The organism is Pikeienuella sp., from assembly GCF_046290545.1.
Lineage (GTDB): Bacteria > Pseudomonadota > Alphaproteobacteria > Rhodobacterales > Rhodobacteraceae > Pikeienuella.
This window is the reverse complement of record NZ_JBKAGV010000005.1, coordinates 110,881-130,781: the sequence shown is the minus strand read 5'-3', so window position 1 is coordinate 130,781 and position 19,901 is coordinate 110,881. Positions and strand designations below refer to the sequence as shown.

General features: G+C 70.6%; 20 protein-coding genes and 1 tRNA gene. 12 read left to right on the top strand and 9 right to left on the bottom strand.

The window, feature by feature from the left end; all coding sequences use genetic code 11:
- Positions 1-28 precede the first annotated feature (28 nt).
- On the top strand, positions 29-1,138 hold the full coding sequence (locus tag ACE37J_RS03285; protein ID WP_409706972.1) for a S8 family serine peptidase: 1,110 nt from the start codon (positions 29-31) through the stop codon (positions 1,136-1,138).
- Positions 1,139-1,145: 7 nt separating this feature from the next.
- On the opposite strand, the gene ACE37J_RS03280 is transcribed toward ACE37J_RS03285, so the two are convergent.
- Entirely contained in the window at positions 1,146-2,300 is a 1,155-nt protein-coding gene (locus ACE37J_RS03280) for a M20 aminoacylase family protein (protein WP_409706969.1), read from the bottom strand.
- A gap of 95 nt (positions 2,301-2,395) precedes the next feature.
- Between ACE37J_RS03280 and ACE37J_RS03275 the strand changes: the two genes are divergently transcribed.
- On the top strand, positions 2,396-2,809 hold the full coding sequence (locus tag ACE37J_RS03275; protein ID WP_409706966.1) for a metallopeptidase family protein: 414 nt from the start codon (positions 2,396-2,398) through the stop codon (positions 2,807-2,809).
- Here the strand turns inward: ACE37J_RS03275 and ACE37J_RS03270 are convergent.
- From ACE37J_RS03270 to ACE37J_RS03255, 4 genes are read right to left on the bottom strand one after another with little or no spacing between them, the layout of a single operon-like run.
- Positions 2,806-3,108, bottom strand: coding sequence for an excalibur calcium-binding domain-containing protein (locus ACE37J_RS03270; protein WP_409706963.1), 303 nt, complete (start codon positions 3,106-3,108; stop codon positions 2,806-2,808). The two genes, ACE37J_RS03275 and ACE37J_RS03270, sit on opposite strands and share 4 nt — an antisense overlap.
- A gap of 56 nt (positions 3,109-3,164) precedes the next feature.
- Positions 3,165-4,013 (bottom strand): heme-dependent oxidative N-demethylase family protein, encoded by an 849-nt coding sequence (locus ACE37J_RS03265; RefSeq protein ID WP_409706960.1) that lies wholly within the window; start codon positions 4,011-4,013, stop codon positions 3,165-3,167.
- Positions 4,013-5,212: a class I SAM-dependent methyltransferase gene (locus ACE37J_RS03260; RefSeq protein ID WP_409706957.1), complete on the bottom strand. Its 1,200-nt coding sequence runs from the start codon at positions 5,210-5,212 to the stop codon at positions 4,013-4,015. The genes ACE37J_RS03265 and ACE37J_RS03260 overlap by 1 nt, the downstream gene beginning before the upstream one ends.
- Before the next feature lie 49 nt (positions 5,213-5,261).
- The gene (locus ACE37J_RS03255) at positions 5,262-6,113 is read right to left on the bottom strand and encodes a universal stress protein (protein ID WP_409706954.1); all 852 of its coding nucleotides are present in this window, start codon (positions 6,111-6,113) and stop codon (positions 5,262-5,264) included.
- A 109-nt stretch (positions 6,114-6,222) separates the two neighbouring features.
- Here ACE37J_RS03255 and ACE37J_RS03250 point away from each other — a divergent pair, with 109 nt between their 5' ends.
- Together ACE37J_RS03250 and dddP are read left to right on the top strand one after the other, a co-directional pair.
- A complete protein-coding gene (locus ACE37J_RS03250; protein ID WP_409706951.1) occupies positions 6,223-7,899 on the top strand; it encodes a cation:proton antiporter in 1,677 nt (558 codons plus the stop codon).
- Positions 7,900-8,001: 102 nt separating this feature from the next.
- The gene (gene dddP, locus ACE37J_RS03245) at positions 8,002-9,354 is read left to right on the top strand and encodes a dimethylsulfonioproprionate lyase DddP (RefSeq protein ID WP_409706948.1); all 1,353 of its coding nucleotides are present in this window, start codon (positions 8,002-8,004) and stop codon (positions 9,352-9,354) included.
- A 36-nt stretch (positions 9,355-9,390) separates the two neighbouring features.
- On the opposite strand, the gene ACE37J_RS03240 is transcribed toward dddP, so the two are convergent.
- Together ACE37J_RS03240 and ACE37J_RS03235 are read right to left on the bottom strand one after the other, a co-directional pair.
- Entirely contained in the window at positions 9,391-9,555 is a 165-nt protein-coding gene (locus ACE37J_RS03240) for a hypothetical protein (RefSeq protein ID WP_409706945.1), read from the bottom strand.
- An 11-nt stretch (positions 9,556-9,566) separates the two neighbouring features.
- Positions 9,567-9,785, bottom strand: coding sequence for a YdcH family protein (locus ACE37J_RS03235; RefSeq protein ID WP_409706942.1), 219 nt, complete (start codon positions 9,783-9,785; stop codon positions 9,567-9,569).
- Positions 9,786-9,912: 127 nt separating this feature from the next.
- Between ACE37J_RS03235 and ACE37J_RS03230 the strand changes: the two genes are divergently transcribed.
- The 8 genes from ACE37J_RS03230 (at position 9,913) to ACE37J_RS03195 (ending at position 18,769) form a co-directional block, all read left to right on the top strand.
- Positions 9,913-10,854 carry a hydrogen peroxide-inducible genes activator gene (locus ACE37J_RS03230; RefSeq protein ID WP_409706939.1) on the top strand — a complete coding sequence of 314 codons (942 nt, stop codon included), beginning with the start codon at positions 9,913-9,915 and terminating at the stop codon, positions 10,852-10,854.
- A gap of 58 nt (positions 10,855-10,912) precedes the next feature.
- The gene (locus ACE37J_RS03225) at positions 10,913-12,175 is read left to right on the top strand and encodes a DUF898 family protein (protein ID WP_409706936.1); all 1,263 of its coding nucleotides are present in this window, start codon (positions 10,913-10,915) and stop codon (positions 12,173-12,175) included.
- 49 nt (positions 12,176-12,224) lie between these two features.
- Positions 12,225-13,109 carry an alpha/beta fold hydrolase gene (locus ACE37J_RS03220; protein ID WP_409706933.1) on the top strand — a complete coding sequence of 295 codons (885 nt, stop codon included), beginning with the start codon at positions 12,225-12,227 and terminating at the stop codon, positions 13,107-13,109.
- Between the two features lie 40 nt (positions 13,110-13,149).
- Positions 13,150-14,085 carry a DMT family transporter gene (locus tag ACE37J_RS03215; RefSeq protein WP_409706930.1) on the top strand — a complete coding sequence of 312 codons (936 nt, stop codon included), beginning with the start codon at positions 13,150-13,152 and terminating at the stop codon, positions 14,083-14,085.
- A gap of 26 nt (positions 14,086-14,111) precedes the next feature.
- Positions 14,112-15,287, top strand: coding sequence for a sugar-transfer associated ATP-grasp domain-containing protein (locus ACE37J_RS03210; RefSeq protein ID WP_409706927.1), 1,176 nt, complete (start codon positions 14,112-14,114; stop codon positions 15,285-15,287).
- A gap of 57 nt (positions 15,288-15,344) precedes the next feature.
- Positions 15,345-17,345, top strand: a complete 2,001-nt coding sequence (gene parE / locus ACE37J_RS03205; protein ID WP_409706923.1) for a DNA topoisomerase IV subunit B — start codon at positions 15,345-15,347, stop codon at positions 17,343-17,345.
- 45 nt (positions 17,346-17,390) lie between these two features.
- Positions 17,391-17,466 (top strand) — tRNA-Arg (locus ACE37J_RS03200).
- A 220-nt stretch (positions 17,467-17,686) separates the two neighbouring features.
- Positions 17,687-18,769 carry a PA0069 family radical SAM protein gene (locus tag ACE37J_RS03195; protein ID WP_409706920.1) on the top strand — a complete coding sequence of 361 codons (1,083 nt, stop codon included), beginning with the start codon at positions 17,687-17,689 and terminating at the stop codon, positions 18,767-18,769.
- 268 nt (positions 18,770-19,037) lie between these two features.
- On the opposite strand, the gene ACE37J_RS03190 is transcribed toward ACE37J_RS03195, so the two are convergent.
- Complete coding sequence (locus tag ACE37J_RS03190; protein WP_409706917.1) at positions 19,038-19,406, bottom strand: DUF6152 family protein; 369 nt, start codon at positions 19,404-19,406, stop codon at positions 19,038-19,040.
- Positions 19,407-19,420: 14 nt separating this feature from the next.
- Positions 19,421-19,900 (bottom strand): DUF2214 domain-containing protein, encoded by a 480-nt coding sequence (locus tag ACE37J_RS03185; protein ID WP_409706914.1) that lies wholly within the window; start codon positions 19,898-19,900, stop codon positions 19,421-19,423.
- Position 19,901 lies beyond the last annotated feature (1 nt).

The window sequence follows — 19,901 nt, the reverse complement described above, 5'->3', positions numbered from 1 at the left end:
CTTTCCAAAGGTTCAGGAGGAGCGCCCGATGACCGACCGCCTTATCACCGATCTCGGCCCGAAACCGGGCGACGCCGAATGGCGCGCCGCGCAGGCCGCGCTCGCCGCCTCCGACACGGTGATCGGCCATATCGACACCGGGCTCCACCCCCATCCCGCGCTCGGCTATGCGGGCGAGACGCCGCCGGCGAACATCCTCTTCGCCGAGGGCGCGAACTTTCACGACCCGGAGGCGACCGGCGGCCTCCCCGCCGCAGACCCGCTGAACGCCAACCACGGGCGCGGCGAATATCCCGACCACGGGGTCAAGACGCTCTCCGTCATCCTCGGGAACGAGGCGGGCACGCTCGTCGGCGCCGCGCCGGGGGCGAAGGTGCAGCCCTACCGCGTCGCCAACGGCCCCGTCTTCATCGGGGAGGCGGACACGGCGGCCATCGGGCGCGCCATCGACCATGCGCTCGCCCACCCCGCCCCGCCAAAGGTGTTTTCGATCTCGATGGGCAATCCCGGCTTCCTCGGCATCGCCGCCCTGCTGCAATACGGCCTGAAGGCGGAGCCCGGCCTCGCGAAGGCGACGACTGACGCGATCGACCGCGCCTATGAGGCGGGCGTCCCGCTTGTCGCCGCGGGCGGGCAGATCATCAACGTCGTTTCCTATCCCGCCGGCTACGCCCGCGCGATCTCCGTGGGCGGGATCAGCAGCCGGGAGGTCCACTATCCCGTCGGCGGCTACAACCAGCCGGACCGGATCGACATCTGGGCCTATGCGACGCCGGTGAACCGCGCCGCCTTCGCCATCGTGGACGGGAAGGCGAAGCCGACCCACTGGAGCGACCCGGAGGACAATGACGGCGAGCCCTCCGGCACCTCCTACGCCACGCCGCAGGTCGCCGCCGCCGCCGCCATGTGGCTCACGCGCTATGCGGAGGAGCTTTCGCGGCTCCCGGAGCCGTGGATGATCGTGGAAAGCTTCCGCAAGGCGCTGCGGCTCAGCGCGCGGAAGGAGAACATCCCCCTCCAGGTCGCCGGAAGGAGGATGCAGGCGATCCGCCGGCTGGACACTGAGGCGCTGCTGAAGACGCCCCCCGCGCAGCCGGCGGAGAAGGAGAAGATCGGCGCCGCCCGCGCCTTCTGGTGAGGGCGCGTCAGGACGCGCCCCGCACCTCCATCAGCCGCGCAAAGAGGCTGGCGCCGAGCGGCAGGATCCCGTCATCGAGATAGAAGCCGGGGTTGTGCAGCGGCACGGAGCCGCCATGGCCGACCGTGCAATAGGCGCCGGGGACGACATGGAGCATGTCCGCGAAATCCTCGGAGCCCATGACGAGCTGGTCCTTGATCTGCGCCTTGTCGCCGACGAATTCCTGCGCGACTCCGATCATCGCCTCCGCCAGCGCCGGGTCGTTCTCCAGCACGTCGAAGACGTTGCGGATGTCGCAGTCGATCTCCACCTCATGCGCGGAGGCGAAGCCGGAGCAGAGCGCGCGCATCCGGTCGGAGACCTTGTCCGCCGTCTCGCGGCTGAAATAGCGGACGGTGCCGCAGATCTTCGCCTCCTCCGGGATCACGTTATAGGCGGCGCCCGCGTGGAACTGCGTGATGGAGAGGACGATCTGCTCAGTCGCCGCAACATTGCGGGAGACGATGGACTGGATCTGCCCCACGAGGGCGGACATGATGACGATCGGGTCCCGCGAATGCTCGGGGCTCGCGGCGTGGCTGCCGACGCCGCGCACCGTGATGTCGAAGAAATTGGCGCCCGCCATCGCCGGCCCCTTCTTCACGCCGATCACGCCCGGCTCGTGATAGGGCGAGTTGTGCATGGCGTAGATCTCGTCGCAGGGGAACTTTTTGAAGAGCCCGTCCGCGATCATCGCCCGCCCGCCGCCGAGCCCTTCCTCCGCCGGCTGGAAGATCAGAACGCAGCGCCCCGCGAAATCCCGGTTCTCCGCAAGGTAGCGGGCGGCGCCGAGCAGCATGGTCGTGTGCCCGTCATGGCCGCAGGCATGCATGATCCCCGGCGTCTTGGAGGCCCAGGGCAGGTTCGTCGTCTCGTGGATCGGCAGCGCGTCCATGTCCGCCCGGAGGCCGATGGTCTTGCCCGGCCGGTTCCCCTCGATCACGCCGACGACGCCCGTCTTGCCGATTCCGGTCGTGACCTCGACACCCCAGCTCCGCAGCTTTTCAGCGACGATGCCCGAGGTCCGCACCTCCTCGAAGCCGAGCTCGGGATTCTCATGGAAGTCACGGCGGATCGCGGTCAGTTCGTCGGCATAGGCGGTGATGCGGTCGAGCGGGGCCATCTGGGTCTCCTTGTAGCGGGATGCCGCACTGTTCCGCCGCGGCGCGGGAATGTCCAGAAGCTTGACCGGGGCCGCGGGCCGGCCTACGCGGCGCCATGCCCCACGAATTCGAATCCGACCTCTACCCCCCCGATCTCGAAGAGTTCGAGGCGATGGCCGAAGCCGCCTTCGCCGCCCTGCCGGAGACCTTCCGATCCCGCTGCGAGGGGCTCCTCATCCGTGTCGCGGATTTCGCGCAGGACGACGTGCTGGAGGAGATGGGGATCGAGGACGCGTTCCAGCTCACCGGCCTCTATTCCGGCGTGGACCTGACGCAGAAGAGCGTGGTCGATTCCGGCGGCCTGCCGGATGAAGTCTGGCTCTACCGCCGCCCGATCCTCGACGAATGGGCGGAGCGGGGGGATACGGGGCTCTACGAGCTGGTCTCGCATGTGCTCGTCCACGAGATCGGGCATCATTTCGGCCTGTCGGACGAGGAGATCGACGCGATTCTTTCGAGGGTGCATTAGGGGCGACTGAAGGGCTCGCAGGCGATCCCGTCATCATCCGCATCGAGATGGCGGTGGTAGCCCGGGGCGCCGCGCGCCGCCGGCGCAAGACCGACGGCGCGGGCGGCGTCGCAACTCGGGAAGGCTGCGATGTGGCGCAGCGTCAGAAGGGCCGGCCGCTCGCTTCGCCTGAACGCCTCGACGACGACCGCGGCGAACAGGGTGGCGATCGCAAGGAAGATCAGCAGCCGCTTCCGCCTCGCCCGCCATCTTTCCCGACGCTCGATGCCGGAGCTGACCGCCTCGAACCGTCGCCGCAATGCGCGCTCCCGGCGTTCGGCTCCCTTCCGGAATGGCCCGAAACCCGGCATCGCGCCTAGAGCGCCCGGAGCGCCGCCAGCGCAAGCTGCGTGAAGGCGGCGCCGCCGTGATAATCCTGCATCGCCTTCGGCTTCTCCTCCAGCGCGGCGATCAGGCTTTCGCGCTGATCCTCAGCCAGCGCCTCAACCGACGTCACCAGGGTCTTGATCGAAAAGACCGCATGGCCCGAAGAGCGCAGCTTGAGGATCGACTGCCGCTCGACCCGGAGCCAGAACCGCCCTGTCGGGTCATGCGGCTTCTTGTTTCCCTCGAAGAGCTTGGGCTGGTGAAGCTCGGGCGTCGGATGAAGCAGCCAGTTGGCGCGAACCAGCGGCCGGTCCGGCGTCAGCACGTCGAAGAGGCGCTGCACCCGCGGCGCAAGCCCCTCGTCATAGACCGGCACGCGCTCATGGATCGCGACGAGCGGGCGGCCGAACTTCTCCGCCAGCGACCAGCGCGAGGGGAAGCAGAGGATGGCGCCGATGAGAACATGCTCCGCATCCTCCGGCCCCTTCCGGAGGATCACGAAATCCTCCTGCGCCAGCCGCCCCAGCGTGGCGAGCGGCCGCGACCGGTCGAGCGCGACAGTCTCGCCGTCGGGCCGGCGCGCCGCGTCGTCGCCCACATCGTAATCCCGGTCATGCACCGCGAGCGTGGCGAGCACGAGGTCGAGCAATTCCTCCGCCCCGTCGCATCCCTCGCCCGCCAGCACGATCTCCCCCCGCTCCGCGATCAGCCGGTCGCGATAGGCCATCTGCTCCTCGAAGGCCTCGTCCCGGTGCAGCCAGCCCTCCATCGCGAGCGGGGACATGCCGGGGAGGCGGCCGGGGATCCATGGCGTCAGCGGGGCGTAGCCGAGCTCCATCATCGCGTTCCTTCCGAATAGCGCAGCAGGTTGAATCCGGTGAGCGCCGCATGGGCCGGCGCCCAGAGCGCCGCGAAGGCGAACCAATCCTTCCCCAGCCGCCTCGCAATCTCGCCGAGCCGCAGCCGCCCGTCCGCCAGCACGAGCGCCGGCGCCGCCTCGCGCGGGATGTCGAGCCGGTGGCTCAGGCCGTCCGACGTGAGGCGGAGCGCGCCCTTCCGCCCGATCTCGGCGGCGAGCGCGGCGGCGGAGAGGCCGTTGAGCCGCGGCCGGGCCTCGGGCGAGGGAGCGGCGGGTTTCCGCGCGCCCTTCGCCGCGTAGAACACATGCGTTTTCATGTTTCCCGCCAATCTCTCCGCCAGCGCCATCCGGGCGGGCGGGTCAAGCGCGACGGCGCGGGCCTGGAGGCTCTCCGGCAGGTAGCGCGCCGGGTCATAGCGCAGCGGCTCGATGAAGGAGACGAAGGCGAGGCCCGCCCGCGCCAGCGCCCCGAGCAGGGCGGGAACGTCGAAGGGAACGTCCCGCGCGTGCAAAAGCAGGTCATAAAGCCCGGCGTCGCTCGCCCGGTGGTCGGAAAGATGCGGGTTGGCGAGGAACCAGTTCGTCTTCGGCAGCCCGGCCAGCGCCCGCTTCGCGATCTCCACCTGCGCCTCCGGCGCCTCGCCCTCCGTCAGCGCCGCGAGCGCGGCCTGGAGCGGATAGACGCCGGTGCGCCCGTAGGGGGCGTAGACCATGCCACCCATCCCGCCGCCCTCTGCGAGCGCCGCAGAGAGCGCGTCGAACCCCGCCTGCGGGTTCGGCAGGTGATGAAGCACGCCCGTGCAGTCGACATAGTCGAAGGGCCCGAGCTCCGGCGCGGTCAGGAGGTCCGCCGTCACGAAGCGGATGGAGGAGAGCCCGCGCGCCGCCGCCCGCGCCTCGGCCACCTTCCGGCTCGCCGCCGACATGTCGAGATAGACGATCTCCGCCGCCGCGCCCGCATCGGCGAGCTTCTGCGCGAGCATCACCGTCGCGTCACCCGTCCCCCCGCCGGCGACGAGGGCGCGGAAGGGCTTCCGCCAGTCCCGCCTGCCGCCGAAGAGGAAATGGTCGATTTCCGGCGGGTCGGAAGGGGAGCCGACGATGAGGCGCTTCCCCTCCTCCGCCGGGTCGCGGGCGGGATAGGGATAGGCTTCGTATTGTCGGGCCACCGCGTCCATGCCTCCGGAATAGCGCGGAGACGCGGAACGCGCCATATGCGCACGCGCCTCAGCGCATGGGGACTGCAAGAACGTCGATCGCCGAATCGCGGAGCACCGCCTCGGCCACGCCACCGAGCAGGATCGCGCGGCCGCGGCTCCGCCCGCGCGTGCCGATCACGACGAGATCGGCGCCGACGGCCTCGGCCGTCGCGAGGATGGCGCCGGCGTCGCCCTCGTCCCCCGAAGCGACGATGCGGCGCGAGGCGCGAAGCCCCGCATGGGCGGCGAAGGCGGCGAGGCGTTCGGATAGCCGCGCAGAGATTTCGGCGAGGGACCGTTCCCGCTCCGCGATCGTCATTCCGCCGCGAAGAAAGAGCGTGTCCGCCGCGCTTTTTCGCACATGCACGAGCACGACCTCCGCCTCCCCCGCCAGTTCGAGCGCGGCGAGGGCGCGGGCGGCCGTCGCCGACGCGGCGGAGAAATCCACGGCGACAAGCACGCGGCGATAGGCTCCGTCCGCTGGCCCCTTGGCCATCAGAACGGGCCGCCGGCTCGCGCGGATGACCCGCTCCGCAGTCGTCCCGATGAAGTAGTCGCCGATCGGTCGCGGGCGGTGCGCCCCGACCACGAGGAGATCGGGGGCGCCCCGCTCCGTCGCCGCGGCGATCTCCTGGAACGGATCTCCGGAAAGCAGCAGAACGTCGGACGGCGCCGGGGCAAGGCTCGCCGCAGCCTTCTGAAGGAGCGCCTCCGCCACCGCGCGCTCGGCGCCGACGAGCGCGGGCGAACGGTCGTCATCCATGACATGCACGAGGATGAGCGCTGCGCCGTGAGCGGCGGCGAGGCGCGCTGCGCGCGCGACCGACCGCTCCGAACGGGCGGAAAAGTCCGTCGCCGCGAGGATCGAGGACAAGGCCATCACGCACTCCCTCGAAAGAGAATGGCGATGTTGCGGCGGCGATCAAGACCGCGCAGTGGCGCGGCCGGCCGGGCGCCGCTATCCTGCTGGAACGGAATGCGGAGCGGCGATGGACGTCACGATGCAATCGACTTTCGCGGAAGTCGCGGCGCTGCTCGCGCTCGCCGCCGCGCTCGGCGCCGTCGGGCTGTTGCTCCGGCAGCCGCTGATCGTCAGCTTCATCGCCGTCGGCCTGATGGCGGGGCCCTCGGCGCTCGACATCGTCCATTCCGGCGAGGCGATCGAGCTTCTGGCGGAACTCGGCGTGGCGGTGCTGCTTTTTCTCGTCGGCATCAAGCTCGACCTGAAGCTGATCCGCTCGCTCGGCGCCGTTGCGGTGACGACCGGCCTCGGGCAGGTGCTCTTCACCTCGATCTTCGGCTTCCTGATCGGCCTCGCCCTCGGCCTCGATGCGGTAGAGAGCCTCTACGTCGCCGTCGCACTGACGTTTTCGAGCACGATCATCATCGTCAAGCTGCTGTCCGACAAGCGGGAGCTCGAAACGCTGCACGGCCGGATCGCGCTCGGCTTCCTCATCGTGCAGGATCTTTTCGTGGTCGTCGCCATGATCGCGCTCTCCGCGATCGGCATCGGCGGCGAGGACGAGGAGACGGCGATGCGGATCGTCGGCGTGCTCGCCTCCGGGCTCGCGCTCGTGGGCGCGGTGGTCCTCTTCATCCGCTACGTGGCCGATCCGCTGACCGAGAAGCTGGCGCGGGCGCCGGAGCTTCTCGTGACCTTCGCCGTCGCCCTCGCCGCCGCCTTCGCGGCGACCGGAGAAGCCGCCGGGCTCGGCAAGGAGGTTGGCGGCCTGCTCGCCGGCGTCGCCCTCGCCTCGACGCCCTATCGGGAGACGATCTCCGCGCGGCTAGGCCCGTTGAGGGATTTCCTCCTTCTCTTCTTCTTCATCGCGCTCGGGGCCGGGCTCGATCTCGCGCGGCTCGGCGAGGAGCTTTTCACAGCGCTGGTCTTCTCCGTCTTTGTTCTGGTCGGCAACCCGCTCATCGTCCTCGTGATCATGGGCTCCCTCGGCTACCGGAAGGAAACCGGGTTCCTGGCGGGCTTGACTGTGGCGCAGATCAGCGAGTTCTCGCTCATCTTCGTGGCGATGGGGGTCAGCCTCGGCCATGTCGGCGACGGGGCGCTCGGCCTCGTCACGCTCGTCGGCCTCGTGACCATCGCCGCCTCGACCTACATGATCACCTATTCGCATCAGCTCTACAGGATCTTCGCGCCCTTCCTCGGGGTGTTCGAGCGCAGGCGCGCCTTCGCGGAGGAAGCGGGCGCGGACGATGAGGGCGAAGCGCCGCCGGAGATCATCATCTTCGGGCTGGGGCGTTTCGGCGCGGAGCTCGGCCTCCGGCTCAAGGCGGAGGGGCTGGCCGTGCTCGGGGTCGACGTGAACCCGGCGGCCGTGCGCCGCTGGCGCGCGCTCGGCCTTCGCGCCGAGTTCGGCGATGCGAACGACGCCGAGTTCGTCGCGTCCCTGCCGCTCGGGCGGGCGCGCTGGATCGTCTCCAGCATTCCGCTTCTGCCTGCCGCGCTCACGCATGAGGATGCGCGGCGGACCTTGATCCAGATCGCCCGCGGCGCGGGCTTCGGCGGCCTCCTGGCCGTTACCTCGCATGACCGGGAAGAATCGAGGAGGCTTGCGGAGATCGGAGCCGACCTCGTGCTGGAGCCGTTTGCAGACGCGGCGGAACGGGCGGCGATGGCGCTGCTCGAAGGCAGGACCGGAGAAGCCTGACCGCACGGGCCGGACCGTTCGCGACAATCCTTCGCCGCAATCGGGCGAGCGCGCCGCCGCTTTCTCGCGCTCACTTTCGCGTCACCCGCCGGAGCGCCCCCGATGAACCGCCACATCACCGAAAGCCACTTCGCCGAACGGCGGAAAATCACGCCCGGGCTCAGGCCCGACATGACGCCGGATGACAACGACCGGGTGGAGATCGGGCCGACGAAGCTCGCCTATGTCGAATGGGCGGCGGCGGGGATCGAATGCCCCGACCTGCCGCGGATGCGGCTCCACCGGCGCGACCGGATCGTCGCGGCGCTGGAGGCGCGGGGGCTCGACGCGGTTCTGCTGACCGACCCGCTCAACATCCGCTACGCCACGGATGCGCCGAACATGCAGCTCTGGAACACGCACAACCCGTTCCGCGCCTGTATGGTCACGGCCTCCGGCCATGTCGCGCTCTGGGAATACAAGGGGCTCGACCATCTCGCGGCGCATAATCCGCTCGTGAAGGAGATCCTGAACGGCGCCGGCCTCTTCTACTTCAACTACGGGGACAGGACGCCCGAGGTCGCCGCCGACTTCGCGAAGGCGGTGGAAGGGATCATGGCGCGGGAATGCGGCCGCGGCCGCCGCCTCGCCGTGGACAAGATGATGCCGGTCGGCCACGCCGCCCTCGCCGCGTGCGGCATCGGGCTGTCGGACGGCGAGGAAGTGATGGAGAAGACCCGCGCGGTGAAGGGGCCGGACGAGATCGCCGCGCTCCGCTGCGCCCAGCACGCCTGCGAGCAGGCGCTGGCGGAGATGCGCCGCGCGATGCGGCCCGGCATGACGGAGAATGACGTCTGGGCCGTGCTCCATGCGGAGAACATCCGCCGCGGCGGCGAATGGATCGAGACGCGGCTCCTGTCCTCCGGCCCGCGGACGAACCCCTGGTTCCAGGAATGCGGGCCGCGCGTGATCGCGGAGGGAGACATCCTCGCCTGGGACACCGACCTCATCGGCTGCTACGGCATGTGCGTGGACATTTCCCGCACCTGGATCGTGGGGGACGCGGAGCCGACGCGCGAAATGGTGGAGACGCACCAGGAAGCGTGGATGCAGGTCTGGGAGAACTGGTCCCTGCTGAAGCCGGGCATGACGCTCCGCGAGGTCTCGATGGCGACGCGGCCGATGCCGCCGGAATTCCAGGCGCTGAAATACGGCTGCGTCATGCATGGCGTCGGGCTTTGCGACGAGTGGCCGCTGGTGAAGTATCCCGATCTCTGGGTGGACGGCGAATTCGACTCGCCGCTGGAGCCGGGGATGTTCCTCTGTTCCGAAAGCTATCTCGGCCGCGTCGGCGGCGGCTTCGGGATCAAGCTGGAGGATCAGGTGATGATCACGGAGGCGGGGGTGGAGAACCTCACCCGCTGCCCGTTCGACCCCAAGCTCATGGGCGGCCTCAGGGACCCGCTCGGAAGGTAGGTCGCCGACCGGAGGGGACGGCCGGCGACCCTGCGCTCACGCGGCTTCGGCGCGGGGGGCCTCCGCCTCGCGTTCGCGCGTCTTGGCGCGGAGCCCGTGCTCCGCCATCCATTCGTCGACGCCCGCGCCCGAACCCGTGAGGCGGGAAGCCTCACGCGCGGGAGCGAGCGGGGGGACGTAACCGAAGAAGCTGAAGGTCATCGCCGCCCCCTTCACGCCGCGGGCAGCTGATCGGGGCGGGAAAGGGTGCGGAAAACGCCCGCCATCTCGTCCTTCGCCTTCAGCCGACGCCGCTTCAACTCCTGGAGCCGGAGCGCGTCCGGCGCCGGGCGTCGAACTTCCGCCGCGATCTCCGCATCGATGCGGGCGCGGCGGGCGCGCAGTGCGCCGACGCGCGGCGGGGTCGGATCGTCATCGTCATGCGGGGTCATGGCGGAACCTCCTGTTCTTTGTCGGACCCTAGGAATATGGGCGCCGGTCGCGCGCGAAAAACATGATCGGAGATGAAATCCTGATAGGAAAATCCTATCTCCCTCGGAGACGGCCGGGGGGATGGGGATGGACGCCGGGAAGATCACGCTGAAACAGCTCCGCCGCCTCGTCGCGCTGGCGGAAACCGGGCATTTCCGCCGCGCGGCGGAGCGCTGCGGCGTCAGCCAGCCTTCGCTCAGCGCGCAGATCGAGGCGCTGGAGGAGGCGCTCGGCGTCCGGCTCGTGGAGCGCGGCGGCGCGGGGGCGACGCTGACGCCGGTGGGGCGGGAGGTCGTCGCCCGCGCCCGCATCGCGCTGGAGGCCGCGCAGGGCGTGGCGGACCTCGCCGCCGCGGCGCGGGAGGGGCCGGTGGGCGCGATCCGCCTCGGCGCAAAGCCGACGCTCGGCCCCTATCTCCTGCCTCATGTCGTCGCGGCGCTCCATGCGAAGCGCCGCGCGCTGAAGCTCTATATCCGGGAGGCGCCGCCCCGCGTGCTGGAGCGGGAGCTGGCGGAGGGCGTGCACGACGTGATCCTCGCCCAGCTTCCCGCCGCGGGGGCGGAGCTGGAGGCGCGGCCGCTCTTCCGCGAGCCGCTCTATCTCGCCGTCGCGGCCGATCACCCGCTGGCGGCGAAGCGGCGCATCGCCTCGGAGGATCTGGCCGGGCTCGAGGTTCTCTCCCTCTCCCCCGCCTTTCACCTCCATGACCAGATCGAGGCGCTGGCGCGCGCCCACGGCGCGCGGCTGAACCGCGACTATGAGGGCACGAGCCTCGACGCGCTCCGCCAGATGGCGGGGATGGGGATGGGCGTCACGATCCTGCCCGCGCTCTACGCCCATTCCGAGATCCGGGAAGGGAGCGAGGTCGTCGTGCGCCGCTTCGCCTTCGGCGCGCCCTATCGCACGATCGGCCTCGTCTGGCGCAAGAGCGCCGGGCGCGCCCCGGCCTATGAGGAGATCGCGGAGACGGCGCGCGAGGTCGCCGCAGCGCTCATCGCCCGGATCGGCGCGGCGACGCGCGGAGCGTGAGGCGCCCTTTCCCTCCCCCGCCCTACGGGCTTAGGTGGGGCGGAGGAGCGGAAAGCGCATGGAGAACGATACGGCCCGGTTCGCCTTCTCGCCCGACGCGGGCGAGGTCACGCGCGTGACGCTGCGCTGGGGCGCGCTTTCCGCATTCACCTTCGGGCTCGGGCGCTTCTGGTTCAAGACGGCGCAGCGCCGGCTCTTCTGGGGGCGGACGACGCTCGGCGGCGACCCGTTCGAATATGACGGAACGGCGGGGGAGATGCTGCGCGGCTCCGTGATGGTCGTGATCCTGCTCGGCCTTGCGATTCTCGGCTTCAACCTCGCGCTCTCCTGGCTCTCGCTCCGGCTCTTCGGCGCGGTCTCTCCGCCCGCGGCGGTCGGGCTCACGGCGCTCGCCGTGCTGCCGGTGCTGGAATTCGCGAAATACCGGGCGCGGCGCTACCGGCTGCTCCGCACCCGCTGGCGCGGCGTGCGCTTCGGGATGGAGCGGGGCGCGGGCGGGTTCGTGCTGCTCTGGGCGCGCCATGCGCTGCTCATGGTCCTGACGCTCGGCCTCTCCCGCCCCTGGCTCCGGATGGCGCGGGAGCGGCGGATGACGGAGCGGATGCGCTATGGCGACGCGCCGTTCCGGTTCGAAGGGCGGGCCGCGCCCCTTTTCCGCCCGTGGGCGATGGTGTGGTTCGGCGCGCTCGCCGCCTTCGCCTTTCTCGCGTTGATCCGCAATTTCGGCTTCGTCGTCGCCTGGGGCGAGACGCGGCTCGACATGATGCGCGTGCTCTATCCGCTCGCCGCCGCGCTCGCCGCCGCCTTACTCTACGCGCTCTGGTGCGGGTACCGGGCGGCGGAGCTCAACGCCTTCATGGAGGCGCGGCGGGTCGCCGGCCTCCGCATCACCTGCCGGCTTGATGGCGCGGCGCTCCGCCGCGCGGCGTGGGCGACGGTCGGGCGCGGGCTCCTCGCCCTGCCCTTCCTCGCGCTCTTCCTCGTCAGCCTCGCCGCCACGGCGCTGAACCTCGCCGTGATGGCGGAAGGGGGCGATGCGGCGGAGGTGCCGCTCAGCCTCGACCTCTCGCTCTTCGCGCGGTTCGAGACGCTGGCGGGCCAGGCGCTGTTCCTTGTCGCCGCATGGGCCAATTACGGCTTCGCCGTGCTCTACCTCATCTGGCTCGTCCACGGCGTTCACGCGCCGCGCGCCCACGCCGCGCTGATGGCGGCGGCGGAGGCGACGGGCCTCGCCAGCCTCGCCGCCGTGCGCAACCGGCCCGGAGAGGGGCAGATCGAGGCGGAAGGCTTCGCAGACGTGCTGGACGCGGGCGGGCTCTGACGCCGTGCGGGCGATTGACTGGCCCCGCGCGCCGGCCGATCCTCCTCCGGTGATCCGAGAGACCAAAATCGCCCATCAGGGCCTCCGCTTCCATTGCCTCGAAGCCGGGGAGCCGGGCGCGCCGCTCCTCCTTCTCCTCCACGGCTTCCCGGAATATTCCGGAGCGTGGGAGGAGGTGCTGGAGCGGCTCGCCGGAAGCTTCCATCTCGTCGCGCCGGACCAGCGCGGCTATGGCCGCTCCTCGAAGCCCGCCGATGTGAAGGACTACGCCGCCGGCAAGCTGGCGGGGGACGCGGCGGCGGTCCTGACGCATTTCGCGCCGAAGGCGCGCGCCGTGGTCGGGCATGACTGGGGCGCCTCCGTCGCCTACGCCCTCGCCATCGCCCGCCCGGAGCTTATGGAGCGGCTCGTCATCATGAACGGCGCGCATCCGATCCCCTTCCAGCGGGCGCTGGCGGCGGGCGGCGCGCAATCCGCCGCCTCGCAATATTTCCACTATCTCCGGTCGCCGGAGGCGGAGGCGCGGCTCTCCGCCGACGATTTCGCGAAGTTGGAGAAGCTCTTCGCCGAGGGCATGGACCTCTCCTGGCTCGCCGGAGACCGCCTCGCCCGCTACCGCGCGGCCTGGGCGGAGCCCGGCGCGCTGACGGGGATGCTGAACTGGTATCGCGCGACGCCGCTGAAAGTGGCCGACGCCGGCGCGCCCCTGCCCGACTCGGCGCTCCTCCCGCTCGACCCGGCGCGGCTCCGCATCCGCATGCCCCATCTCCTGATCTGGGGGACGGGGGACAGGGCGCTCCTCCCCGCCGCGACGGAGGGGCTGGAGGCGCTCTGCGACGATCTCCGCCGCGTCGAGGTCGCGGGGGCGGACCATTGGCTCCACCACCAGAAGCCGGACGAGGTTTGCCGCCTCATCGCCGGGTTCTGCGGCTGATCCGCTGGACGAATCGCGCCGCCGGGCGCAAGGGCGGGCGATGATCGCCCTGTCCCCGCCGCTCCGCGCCGCGCTCTACATGACGCTCTGCTGCGCCTTCGTCGCGCTCTCAACCTTCCTCGCGAAGGCTCTGGGGCGCGGGATCGGGGAGGAATGGGGCGGCGAGCCGATGCACCCGTTCGAGATCGTGCTCGGCCGCTACGGCTTCGCGCTGCTGGCGCTTTCCGTCCTCATGCTCTGGCGGCGGCAGGGGCTCTCCGGCGCGCCCTGGGGGCTCTATGCCGGCCGTTCCGTCTTCGGCTGGGCCGGCGTCACCGGGCTCTTCGCCGCAGCGGCGATGATCCCGCTGGCGGACGCGACGGCGATCAGCTTCCTCAACCCGGTCTTCGCGATGATCCTCGCCATCCTCTTCCTGGGGGAGCGGGTGGGGAAGGTGCGCTGGGCCGCCGCCGCGGTGGCGCTGGCGGGCGGCGCGCTCCTCATCCGCCCCGGCTCGGGCGCGACCGAGCCGGGCGCGCTCATCGCCCTCGCCGCCGCGCTCTTCATGGCGGTGGAGATCATCTTCGCCAAGCTCCTGGCGCGGCGGGAGGGGGTGCTGAGGATGCTCTTCTGCACCAACCTCCTCGGCGCGGCCGTCGCCCTCCTCGCCGCCGCCTTCGTCTGGCGCCTGCCCTCGGCGGCGGAGCTTGTCATGATGGCGCTTGTCGGCTGGACGATGGTGACGGCGCAGGCGCTGTTCATGGCGACGCTGAAGGTGACGGACGCCAGCTTCGCCACCCCGTTCTTCTACGCCACGCTCGTCTTCGCCGCGCTCTATGACGCGCTCTGGTTCGGCACGATCCCGACCGCGCTTTCCTTCGCCGGGGCGGGGCTCATCGTCGCCGGCGCCGTCCTCCTCGCGCTGCGGGACGCGAAGGCGGGCGCCGCCCGGGCGCCGGAGCCGCTGCCGCCGCCGGAAACCGTCACGAAAGCGTGACCGGAATCGGAGAATGAGCCGCGGACATGATCCGCGCGCACAACCGCTTCTGGTATTTCCTCAAGAAGACGCCGCTCGTCTTCCCCCGCGCGCCGGCGGGCGCGGAGCCGCCCTTTCTCGCCGCAGCCGGGCTCCATGACGTCTACGCCGCGATCTGGCGCGAGGCGGGGCCGCTCCGCCGCCTCTTTTTCCGGCTGACGCGCCTCGCCTTCCTCGCCTGGCTCCCCGGCCGCGCGCGATCGCTGGCGAGGGCGCACGCCCTGCCGCCCGACCGCGCCGCCGCGGTGCTGGCGCTCAGCCGCGCCCGCTTCCTCGACCCGAGGGACGCGATCGTGCAGGACCTGAAGACCGAGGCCGAGGCCGCGCTCTATGTCCGCCGGTTCGAGGAGGCGGCGATCAGCCGGAGGCTCAACCCGCAATACTGGAACGGGACCTGCGAGATGGACGACAAGGCGGCCTTCGCCGCCCGCTGCGCCCGCCACGGCCTGCCCCATCCCCCGCTTCGCGCGATCTGCCGCAAGGGCCGGATCGAGGCGCGCTCATTCCCCGAGGCGCCGGAGCTTTTCGTGAAGCCGATGTTCGGGACGGGCGGCTTCGGCGTCGGCGTTGTCTCCGCTTCCGGTCATGATGGCCTCCCCGCCCTCGAAGTCCGCCTCCGGTGCGACGCGGGCGCGAAGGCGGACTGGATCGCGCAGGACCGGCTCCGCTCGCATCCCGACATCGCCGACGTGACGCTAAAGGCGCTCTCCACCGTGCGCGTCTACACGATCCTGAACGAGGCGCGGCGGGCGGAAATCGTCTCCGTCGCGCTGAAGCTCTCGACCGTGCCGGAGGCGCTGGCGGACAACGGCGCCGGCGTCGGCATCCATGTCGGCGTCGAGCCGCAGACGGGGCTGCTCACCATCGGGACGGGCCGCGCGCAATCGAGAATGCACGAGCGGAACCCGGCCAACGGCGTCCTCTTCCGCGGCCGCCCCCTGCCCCGCTTCCGGGAGATCGTGGACCTCGCCGTCGCGGCGCATGATACGGCCTTCCCCGACTACGCCTATTGCGGATGGGACCTTGCGCCGACGGCGGAGCGCGTCTGGCTGATCGAGGGCAACGCGAAGGCCTCGATGGTCGCGGCCCAGCGGCCGAACCTCCGCTGGATGGCGCCGGAGCGGTGGAACGACCTCCTTCGCCTCAACATCGCCCGCCATTGATCACGCCGCGCTCCCGGCGCATTATCCCGGACCGTCGAGCAGAACAGGATGAGCCCAATGGCCGCCGCCCCGGGAAGCCAGGCCGCGAAGGACCTCTTCGCCGCCGAGGACGCCGCATCGAAAGCCTATGACGCCTCCGCCATCGAGGTGCTGGAGGGGCTGGAGCCCGTCCGCAAGCGCCCCGGCATGTATATCGGCGGGACGGACGAGCGCGCGCTCCATCATCTCGTCGCCGAGGTGCTGGACAATTCGATGGACGAGGCGGTCGCGGGCCATGCCAGCCGTATCGAGATCGAGCTGCTGGAGGACGGCGCCTGCCGCATCTCGGATAACGGCCGCGGCATCCCGGTGGACCCTCATCCGCGCTTTCCCGGCAAGTCCGCGCTCGAGGTGATCCTCACCACGCTCCATTCCGGCGGCAAGTTCTCCGGCAAGGCCTACGAGACTTCGGGCGGGCTCCACGGCGTCGGCATCTCCGTCGTGAACGCGCTCTCCGACCGGCTGGAGGTAGAGGTCGCACGGGACAGGACGCTCTGGCGGCAGGATTTCTCCCGCGGCGCCCCGCTCGCCCCACTCGCCCGCGTCGGCGCGGCGCCGAACCGGCGGGGGACGACCGTGACCTTCCACCCCGACGCCGAAATCTTCGGCCCCCGCGCGGCGCTGAAGCCGGCGCGGCTCTGGAAGATGGCGCGCTCCAAGGCCTACCTCTTCCGCGGGGTCGAGATCCGCTGGCGCTGCGCCGCCGCGCTGATCCAGGACGAGACGCCGGCTGAGGACGTGTTCCATTTCCCCGGCGGCCTCGCCGATTTTCTCGGCGCGACCCTGAAGGGCGTGGCGACGGAAACGGCGCTGCCCTTCGCCGGCAAGGTCGAGTTCGCGGAAAAGTTCGCGGGCACGCCTGGCTCCGTCGAATGGGCGATCCACTGGACCCCGATGCGGGACGCTTTCGTCTCCTCCTATTGCAACACGGTGCCGACGCCCGAGGGCGGCACGCACGAAGCCGGCTTTCGCGCGGCCCTCGCCAAGGGCGCCCGCGCCTATGGGGAGCTCACGGGCAACCGCCGCGCCGCGCAGATCACGGGGGAGGACGTGTTCGCGCAGGGCTGCGCCATGATCTCCGCCTTCATCCGGGACCCGGACTTCGTGGGCCAGACCAAGGACCGTCTCTCGACCGTGGAGGCGCAGCGCCTCGTCGAGGGCGCGGTGCGCGATCATTGGGACAACTGGCTCGCCGCCGACCCGAAATCCGCCGGCGCCCTGATCGAGACCTTCATCGAGCGGGCGGAGGAGCGGCAGCGGCGGCGGAAGGAGAAGGAGACGGCGCGGAAGACCGCGACGAAGAAGCTCCGCCTCCCCGGCAAGCTCGTCGATTGCTCCGCGACCGACCGAAAGGGCACGGAAGTCTTCCTCGTCGAGGGGGACAGCGCGGGCGGCTCCGCCAAGATGGCGCGGGACCGGCGGAACCAGGCGCTCCTCCCCCTTCGCGGCAAGATCCTGAACGTGCTCGGCGCCGCCTCCTCCAAGCTCGGCCAGAACCAGGAGATCGCGGACCTCGCCCTCGCGCTCGGCGTCGGCCTCGGCTCCCGCTATGACGACGAGGACCTGCGCTACGAGCGCGTCATCATCATGACGGACGCGGATGTCGACGGGGCGCATATCGCCGCGCTCCTGATGACCTTCTTCTTCACCCAGATGCGCCCGCTGGTGGACAATGGCCGCCTCTTCCTCGCGCAGCCGCCGCTCTTCCGGCTGACCCAGGGCGGAAAGTCGGTCTACGCCAAGGACGAGGCGGAGCGGGACCGGCTGATGAAGACCGCCTTCACGGGCCGCGGCCGGATCGACGTGAGCCGGTTCAAGGGCCTCGGAGAGATGGACGCGAAGGACCTGAAGTCCACCACGATGGACCCGGCCACCCGCACCCTCATCCGCGTCGCCATCGACGACGACGAGCCGGGGGAGACGGCGGACCTTGTGGAACGGCTGATGGGGAAGAAGCCGGAGGCGCGGTTCGACTATATCCAGGAGAACGCCCGCTTCGCGGAGATGCTGGACATCTGAGGGGCGGTTGCCTTTCGCGCCCGAGCCTGTAGTTTCCGCCGCGCCGGCTCCGTAGCTCAGGGGATAGAGCGGCCGCCTCCTAAGCGGCAGGTCGATGGTTCGAATCCATCCGGAGTCACCATCTTTGTTTGCGCTACCGCGCTTCGCGCTGCTTGAGCGCGGAATGCGGCGCTCAATCCCTGATTTCGGGATTTCCATGGAAATCGGCATCGGAGCCTTGATTCCAAACGAATAAACTCGTGATCGATTGTTTCAGGCGGCCGATGGGCCCTGACTCCCTCTCGCGCCGCGGGCGGAATGTTCCTATATTGTTCCTCATGAATGCACCGAATCGGAACGGCATGGCGAAGGGGCGCGGGGCGGTCTCGAACCGCTCCGGGCGGTTCGATCTTTCGCGCATGGCGGAGGATGACGGCTGGGCGCAGGAAGAGGAGGGCGAGCCGCCCCGGCTCCGCACCGAACTCACGATCGACCGCTCGAAGAGCGTCATCTCCCGCGTCGTCTCGCCGGACCTGAATTTCGAGCGGTCGCTCAACCCCTACCGGGGCTGCGAGCATGGCTGCGTCTATTGCTTCGCGCGGCCGACCCACGCCTGGCTCGGCCTCTCGCCCGGCCTCGATTTCGAGACGAAGATCACCGTGAAGCCTGACGCCCCCGCGCTCCTCCGCCGCGCCCTCTCCCGCCCCGGATACCGGCCGAAGACCCTCGCCATCGGCACGAACACGGACCCTTACCAGCCGGTCGAGAAGACGCAGCGGATCATGCGCGGGGTGCTCGAAGTCCTTTCCGAATTCTCCCATCCCGTCGCCATCGTCACGAAATCCGCGCTCGTGGCGCGGGATGCGGACATTCTCGGCCCGATGGGGCGGCGCGGCCTCGCCCGCGTCTCGCTCTCGCTCACGACATTGGACCCGGCGCTTTCCGCCCGGATGGAGCCGCGCGCGGCGCAGCCCGCTCGGCGGCTCTGGGCGATGCGCCGCCTCGCCGCCGCCGGTTGCCCGGTCGGCGTGATGACCGCCCCGCTCATCCCCGCGATCAACGACCACGAGATCGAAAGCCTGCTGAAGGCCGCCGCCGCCTCCGGTGCGAAGAGCGCGGGCTATGTCGTGCTCCGCCTGCCGCTCGAAGTGCGGGACCTTTTCGTCGAATGGCTGGAGGCGGCGTTTCCGGACCGTGCGGCGCGCGTCATGCGCCAGGTGCGGGACCTGCATGGCGGCAGGGACTACGACCCGGAATGGGGCAAGCGCCTCGCCGGGCAGGGCCCGCTCGCGGACCTCATCCGCCGCCGCTTCGCCCGCGCGGCGCGGGAGGCGGGGCTGGACCGGCCGGCGCCGCCGCTGAGGGAGGACCTCTTCGCGCCGCCACCGGCGCCCCCCGCCCCGCAATTGTCGTTTCTCGACAGGCTTGGCGAGGCGCCGGGCTGACGAAGCGGGCCGCGCGAAACCGGGGCCATCCGCGGGCCGGGCGGCGCGCGGAGGGCCGCGGGCTCCCTCGGGACGACGCCTCGAAGCGAGTGGTTTCAGCGGTTTATGTCGTCAGGGACTTCGACGGTTGCACGTCCCGAACCGTCGCGATGCGGCCTCCCTGGCGGGAGGGAGGCCGCGGCCCGGGCTGGTCGCCCGGGCCAAGGGGAGCGCGGACCGCGTTGCCCCGGCCAAACCCGCGCGAGGCCGGAGCAGCCCGGGCCGCGCCTCAGCCCTCGACCACGATGTCGTAGGCCTCGTCGCCGCCGTCGAAAATGATCCGCCGCGGAAGGATGCGGAGCACCGACTTGTCCATCGGCCTGTAACCCTCAACGCGAATCTCCCGCCGCATCCGGAATTCCTTCCCGTCAGCGGAGAGCCCGGCCTTCTCCAGCACGAACTGGTCGCCGACATCGACCTCCCAGTCCTTCCCCTCGACCCGGACCCAGATCTCCCAGTGCGGGAACCCGTCCATCTCCTTCGAGACCCAGCCCTCGATGAAGACGGGGTTCTCGTAGTCCCATTGCATGAAGCCGTGATGCGCCGCGGCGGGCGCGGCGGCGAGCGCGAGGAGCGCGGCGCGGCGGGTGATCTTCATCGGTGCCTCCCGTTTCAACCCGGAAAATAGGCGATCAGACGACCGCAGAGAAGCGCGCCGAGCCAGCAGACGAGCGAGGCCGCGCCGTGGAACGCCGCCTGCCCCGGCCCCGCCCGCTCGACCCAGAGCCCGGCGCGCGCATGGAAGACCAGCGCCAGCGTCGCCCCCGTCACGATCAGCCCGAGCTTCCAGGCGAGGAGATCGACCTTCACGTAATGCGGCGCCCGGACGGAGAAGAGCACCACCCCCGCCGCCACGGCGAGGAGGAGACCTGTCGCCGCGACGGGCACGAGAACCCGCGCCAGCGCGACCCGGTCCACGCTCCGCCAGGCGCCGAGGAGCCGGAGGTCGAGCGGCAGGATCGCGCCGACGAGGAGCGCGATGCCGAGCACATGCGCCGCGTTCGTCAGCGAATAGCCCCAGCGCGAGAACTTGAGCGCCTTCACGGCCTCGAGGCTCTCCACGGCTGCGGCGAAGTCGGCGAGCGTCGTCATG

What these genes read in the sequence shown, in the direction of transcription:
- ACE37J_RS03285 (WP_409706972.1), top strand. Translation starts at nt 29, where the DNA reads ATGACCGACCGCCTTATCACCGATCTCGGCCCGAAACCGGGCGACGCC.
- ACE37J_RS03185 (WP_409706914.1), bottom strand. Translation starts at nt 19,900, where the DNA reads ATGACGACGCTCGCCGACTTCGCCGCAGCCGTGGAGAGCCTCGAGGCC.
- ACE37J_RS03260 (WP_409706957.1), bottom strand. Translation starts at nt 5,212, where the DNA reads ATGGACGCGGTGGCCCGACAATACGAAGCCTATCCCTATCCCGCCCGC.
- dddP (WP_409706948.1), top strand. Translation starts at nt 8,002, where the DNA reads ATGAACCGCCACATCACCGAAAGCCACTTCGCCGAACGGCGGAAAATC.
- ACE37J_RS03255 (WP_409706954.1), bottom strand. Translation starts at nt 6,113, where the DNA reads ATGGCCTTGTCCTCGATCCTCGCGGCGACGGACTTTTCCGCCCGTTCG.
- ACE37J_RS03280 (WP_409706969.1), bottom strand. Translation starts at nt 2,300, where the DNA reads ATGGCCCCGCTCGACCGCATCACCGCCTATGCCGACGAACTGACCGCG.
- ACE37J_RS03190 (WP_409706917.1), bottom strand. Translation starts at nt 19,406, where the DNA reads ATGAAGATCACCCGCCGCGCCGCGCTCCTCGCGCTCGCCGCCGCGCCC.
- ACE37J_RS03210 (WP_409706927.1), top strand. Translation starts at nt 14,112, where the DNA reads ATGATCCGCGCGCACAACCGCTTCTGGTATTTCCTCAAGAAGACGCCG.
- ACE37J_RS03215 (WP_409706930.1), top strand. Translation starts at nt 13,150, where the DNA reads ATGATCGCCCTGTCCCCGCCGCTCCGCGCCGCGCTCTACATGACGCTC.
- ACE37J_RS03230 (WP_409706939.1), top strand. Translation starts at nt 9,913, where the DNA reads ATGGACGCCGGGAAGATCACGCTGAAACAGCTCCGCCGCCTCGTCGCG.
- ACE37J_RS03240 (WP_409706945.1), bottom strand. Translation starts at nt 9,555, where the DNA reads ATGACCTTCAGCTTCTTCGGTTACGTCCCCCCGCTCGCTCCCGCGCGT.
- parE (WP_409706923.1), top strand. Translation starts at nt 15,345, where the DNA reads ATGGCCGCCGCCCCGGGAAGCCAGGCCGCGAAGGACCTCTTCGCCGCC.
- ACE37J_RS03195 (WP_409706920.1), top strand. Translation starts at nt 17,687, where the DNA reads ATGGCGAAGGGGCGCGGGGCGGTCTCGAACCGCTCCGGGCGGTTCGAT.
- ACE37J_RS03235 (WP_409706942.1), bottom strand. Translation starts at nt 9,785, where the DNA reads ATGACCCCGCATGACGATGACGATCCGACCCCGCCGCGCGTCGGCGCA.
- ACE37J_RS03265 (WP_409706960.1), bottom strand. Translation starts at nt 4,013, where the DNA reads ATGGAGCTCGGCTACGCCCCGCTGACGCCATGGATCCCCGGCCGCCTC.
- ACE37J_RS03250 (WP_409706951.1), top strand. Translation starts at nt 6,223, where the DNA reads ATGGACGTCACGATGCAATCGACTTTCGCGGAAGTCGCGGCGCTGCTC.
- ACE37J_RS03225 (WP_409706936.1), top strand. Translation starts at nt 10,913, where the DNA reads ATGGAGAACGATACGGCCCGGTTCGCCTTCTCGCCCGACGCGGGCGAG.
- ACE37J_RS03275 (WP_409706966.1), top strand. Translation starts at nt 2,396, where the DNA reads ATGCCCCACGAATTCGAATCCGACCTCTACCCCCCCGATCTCGAAGAG.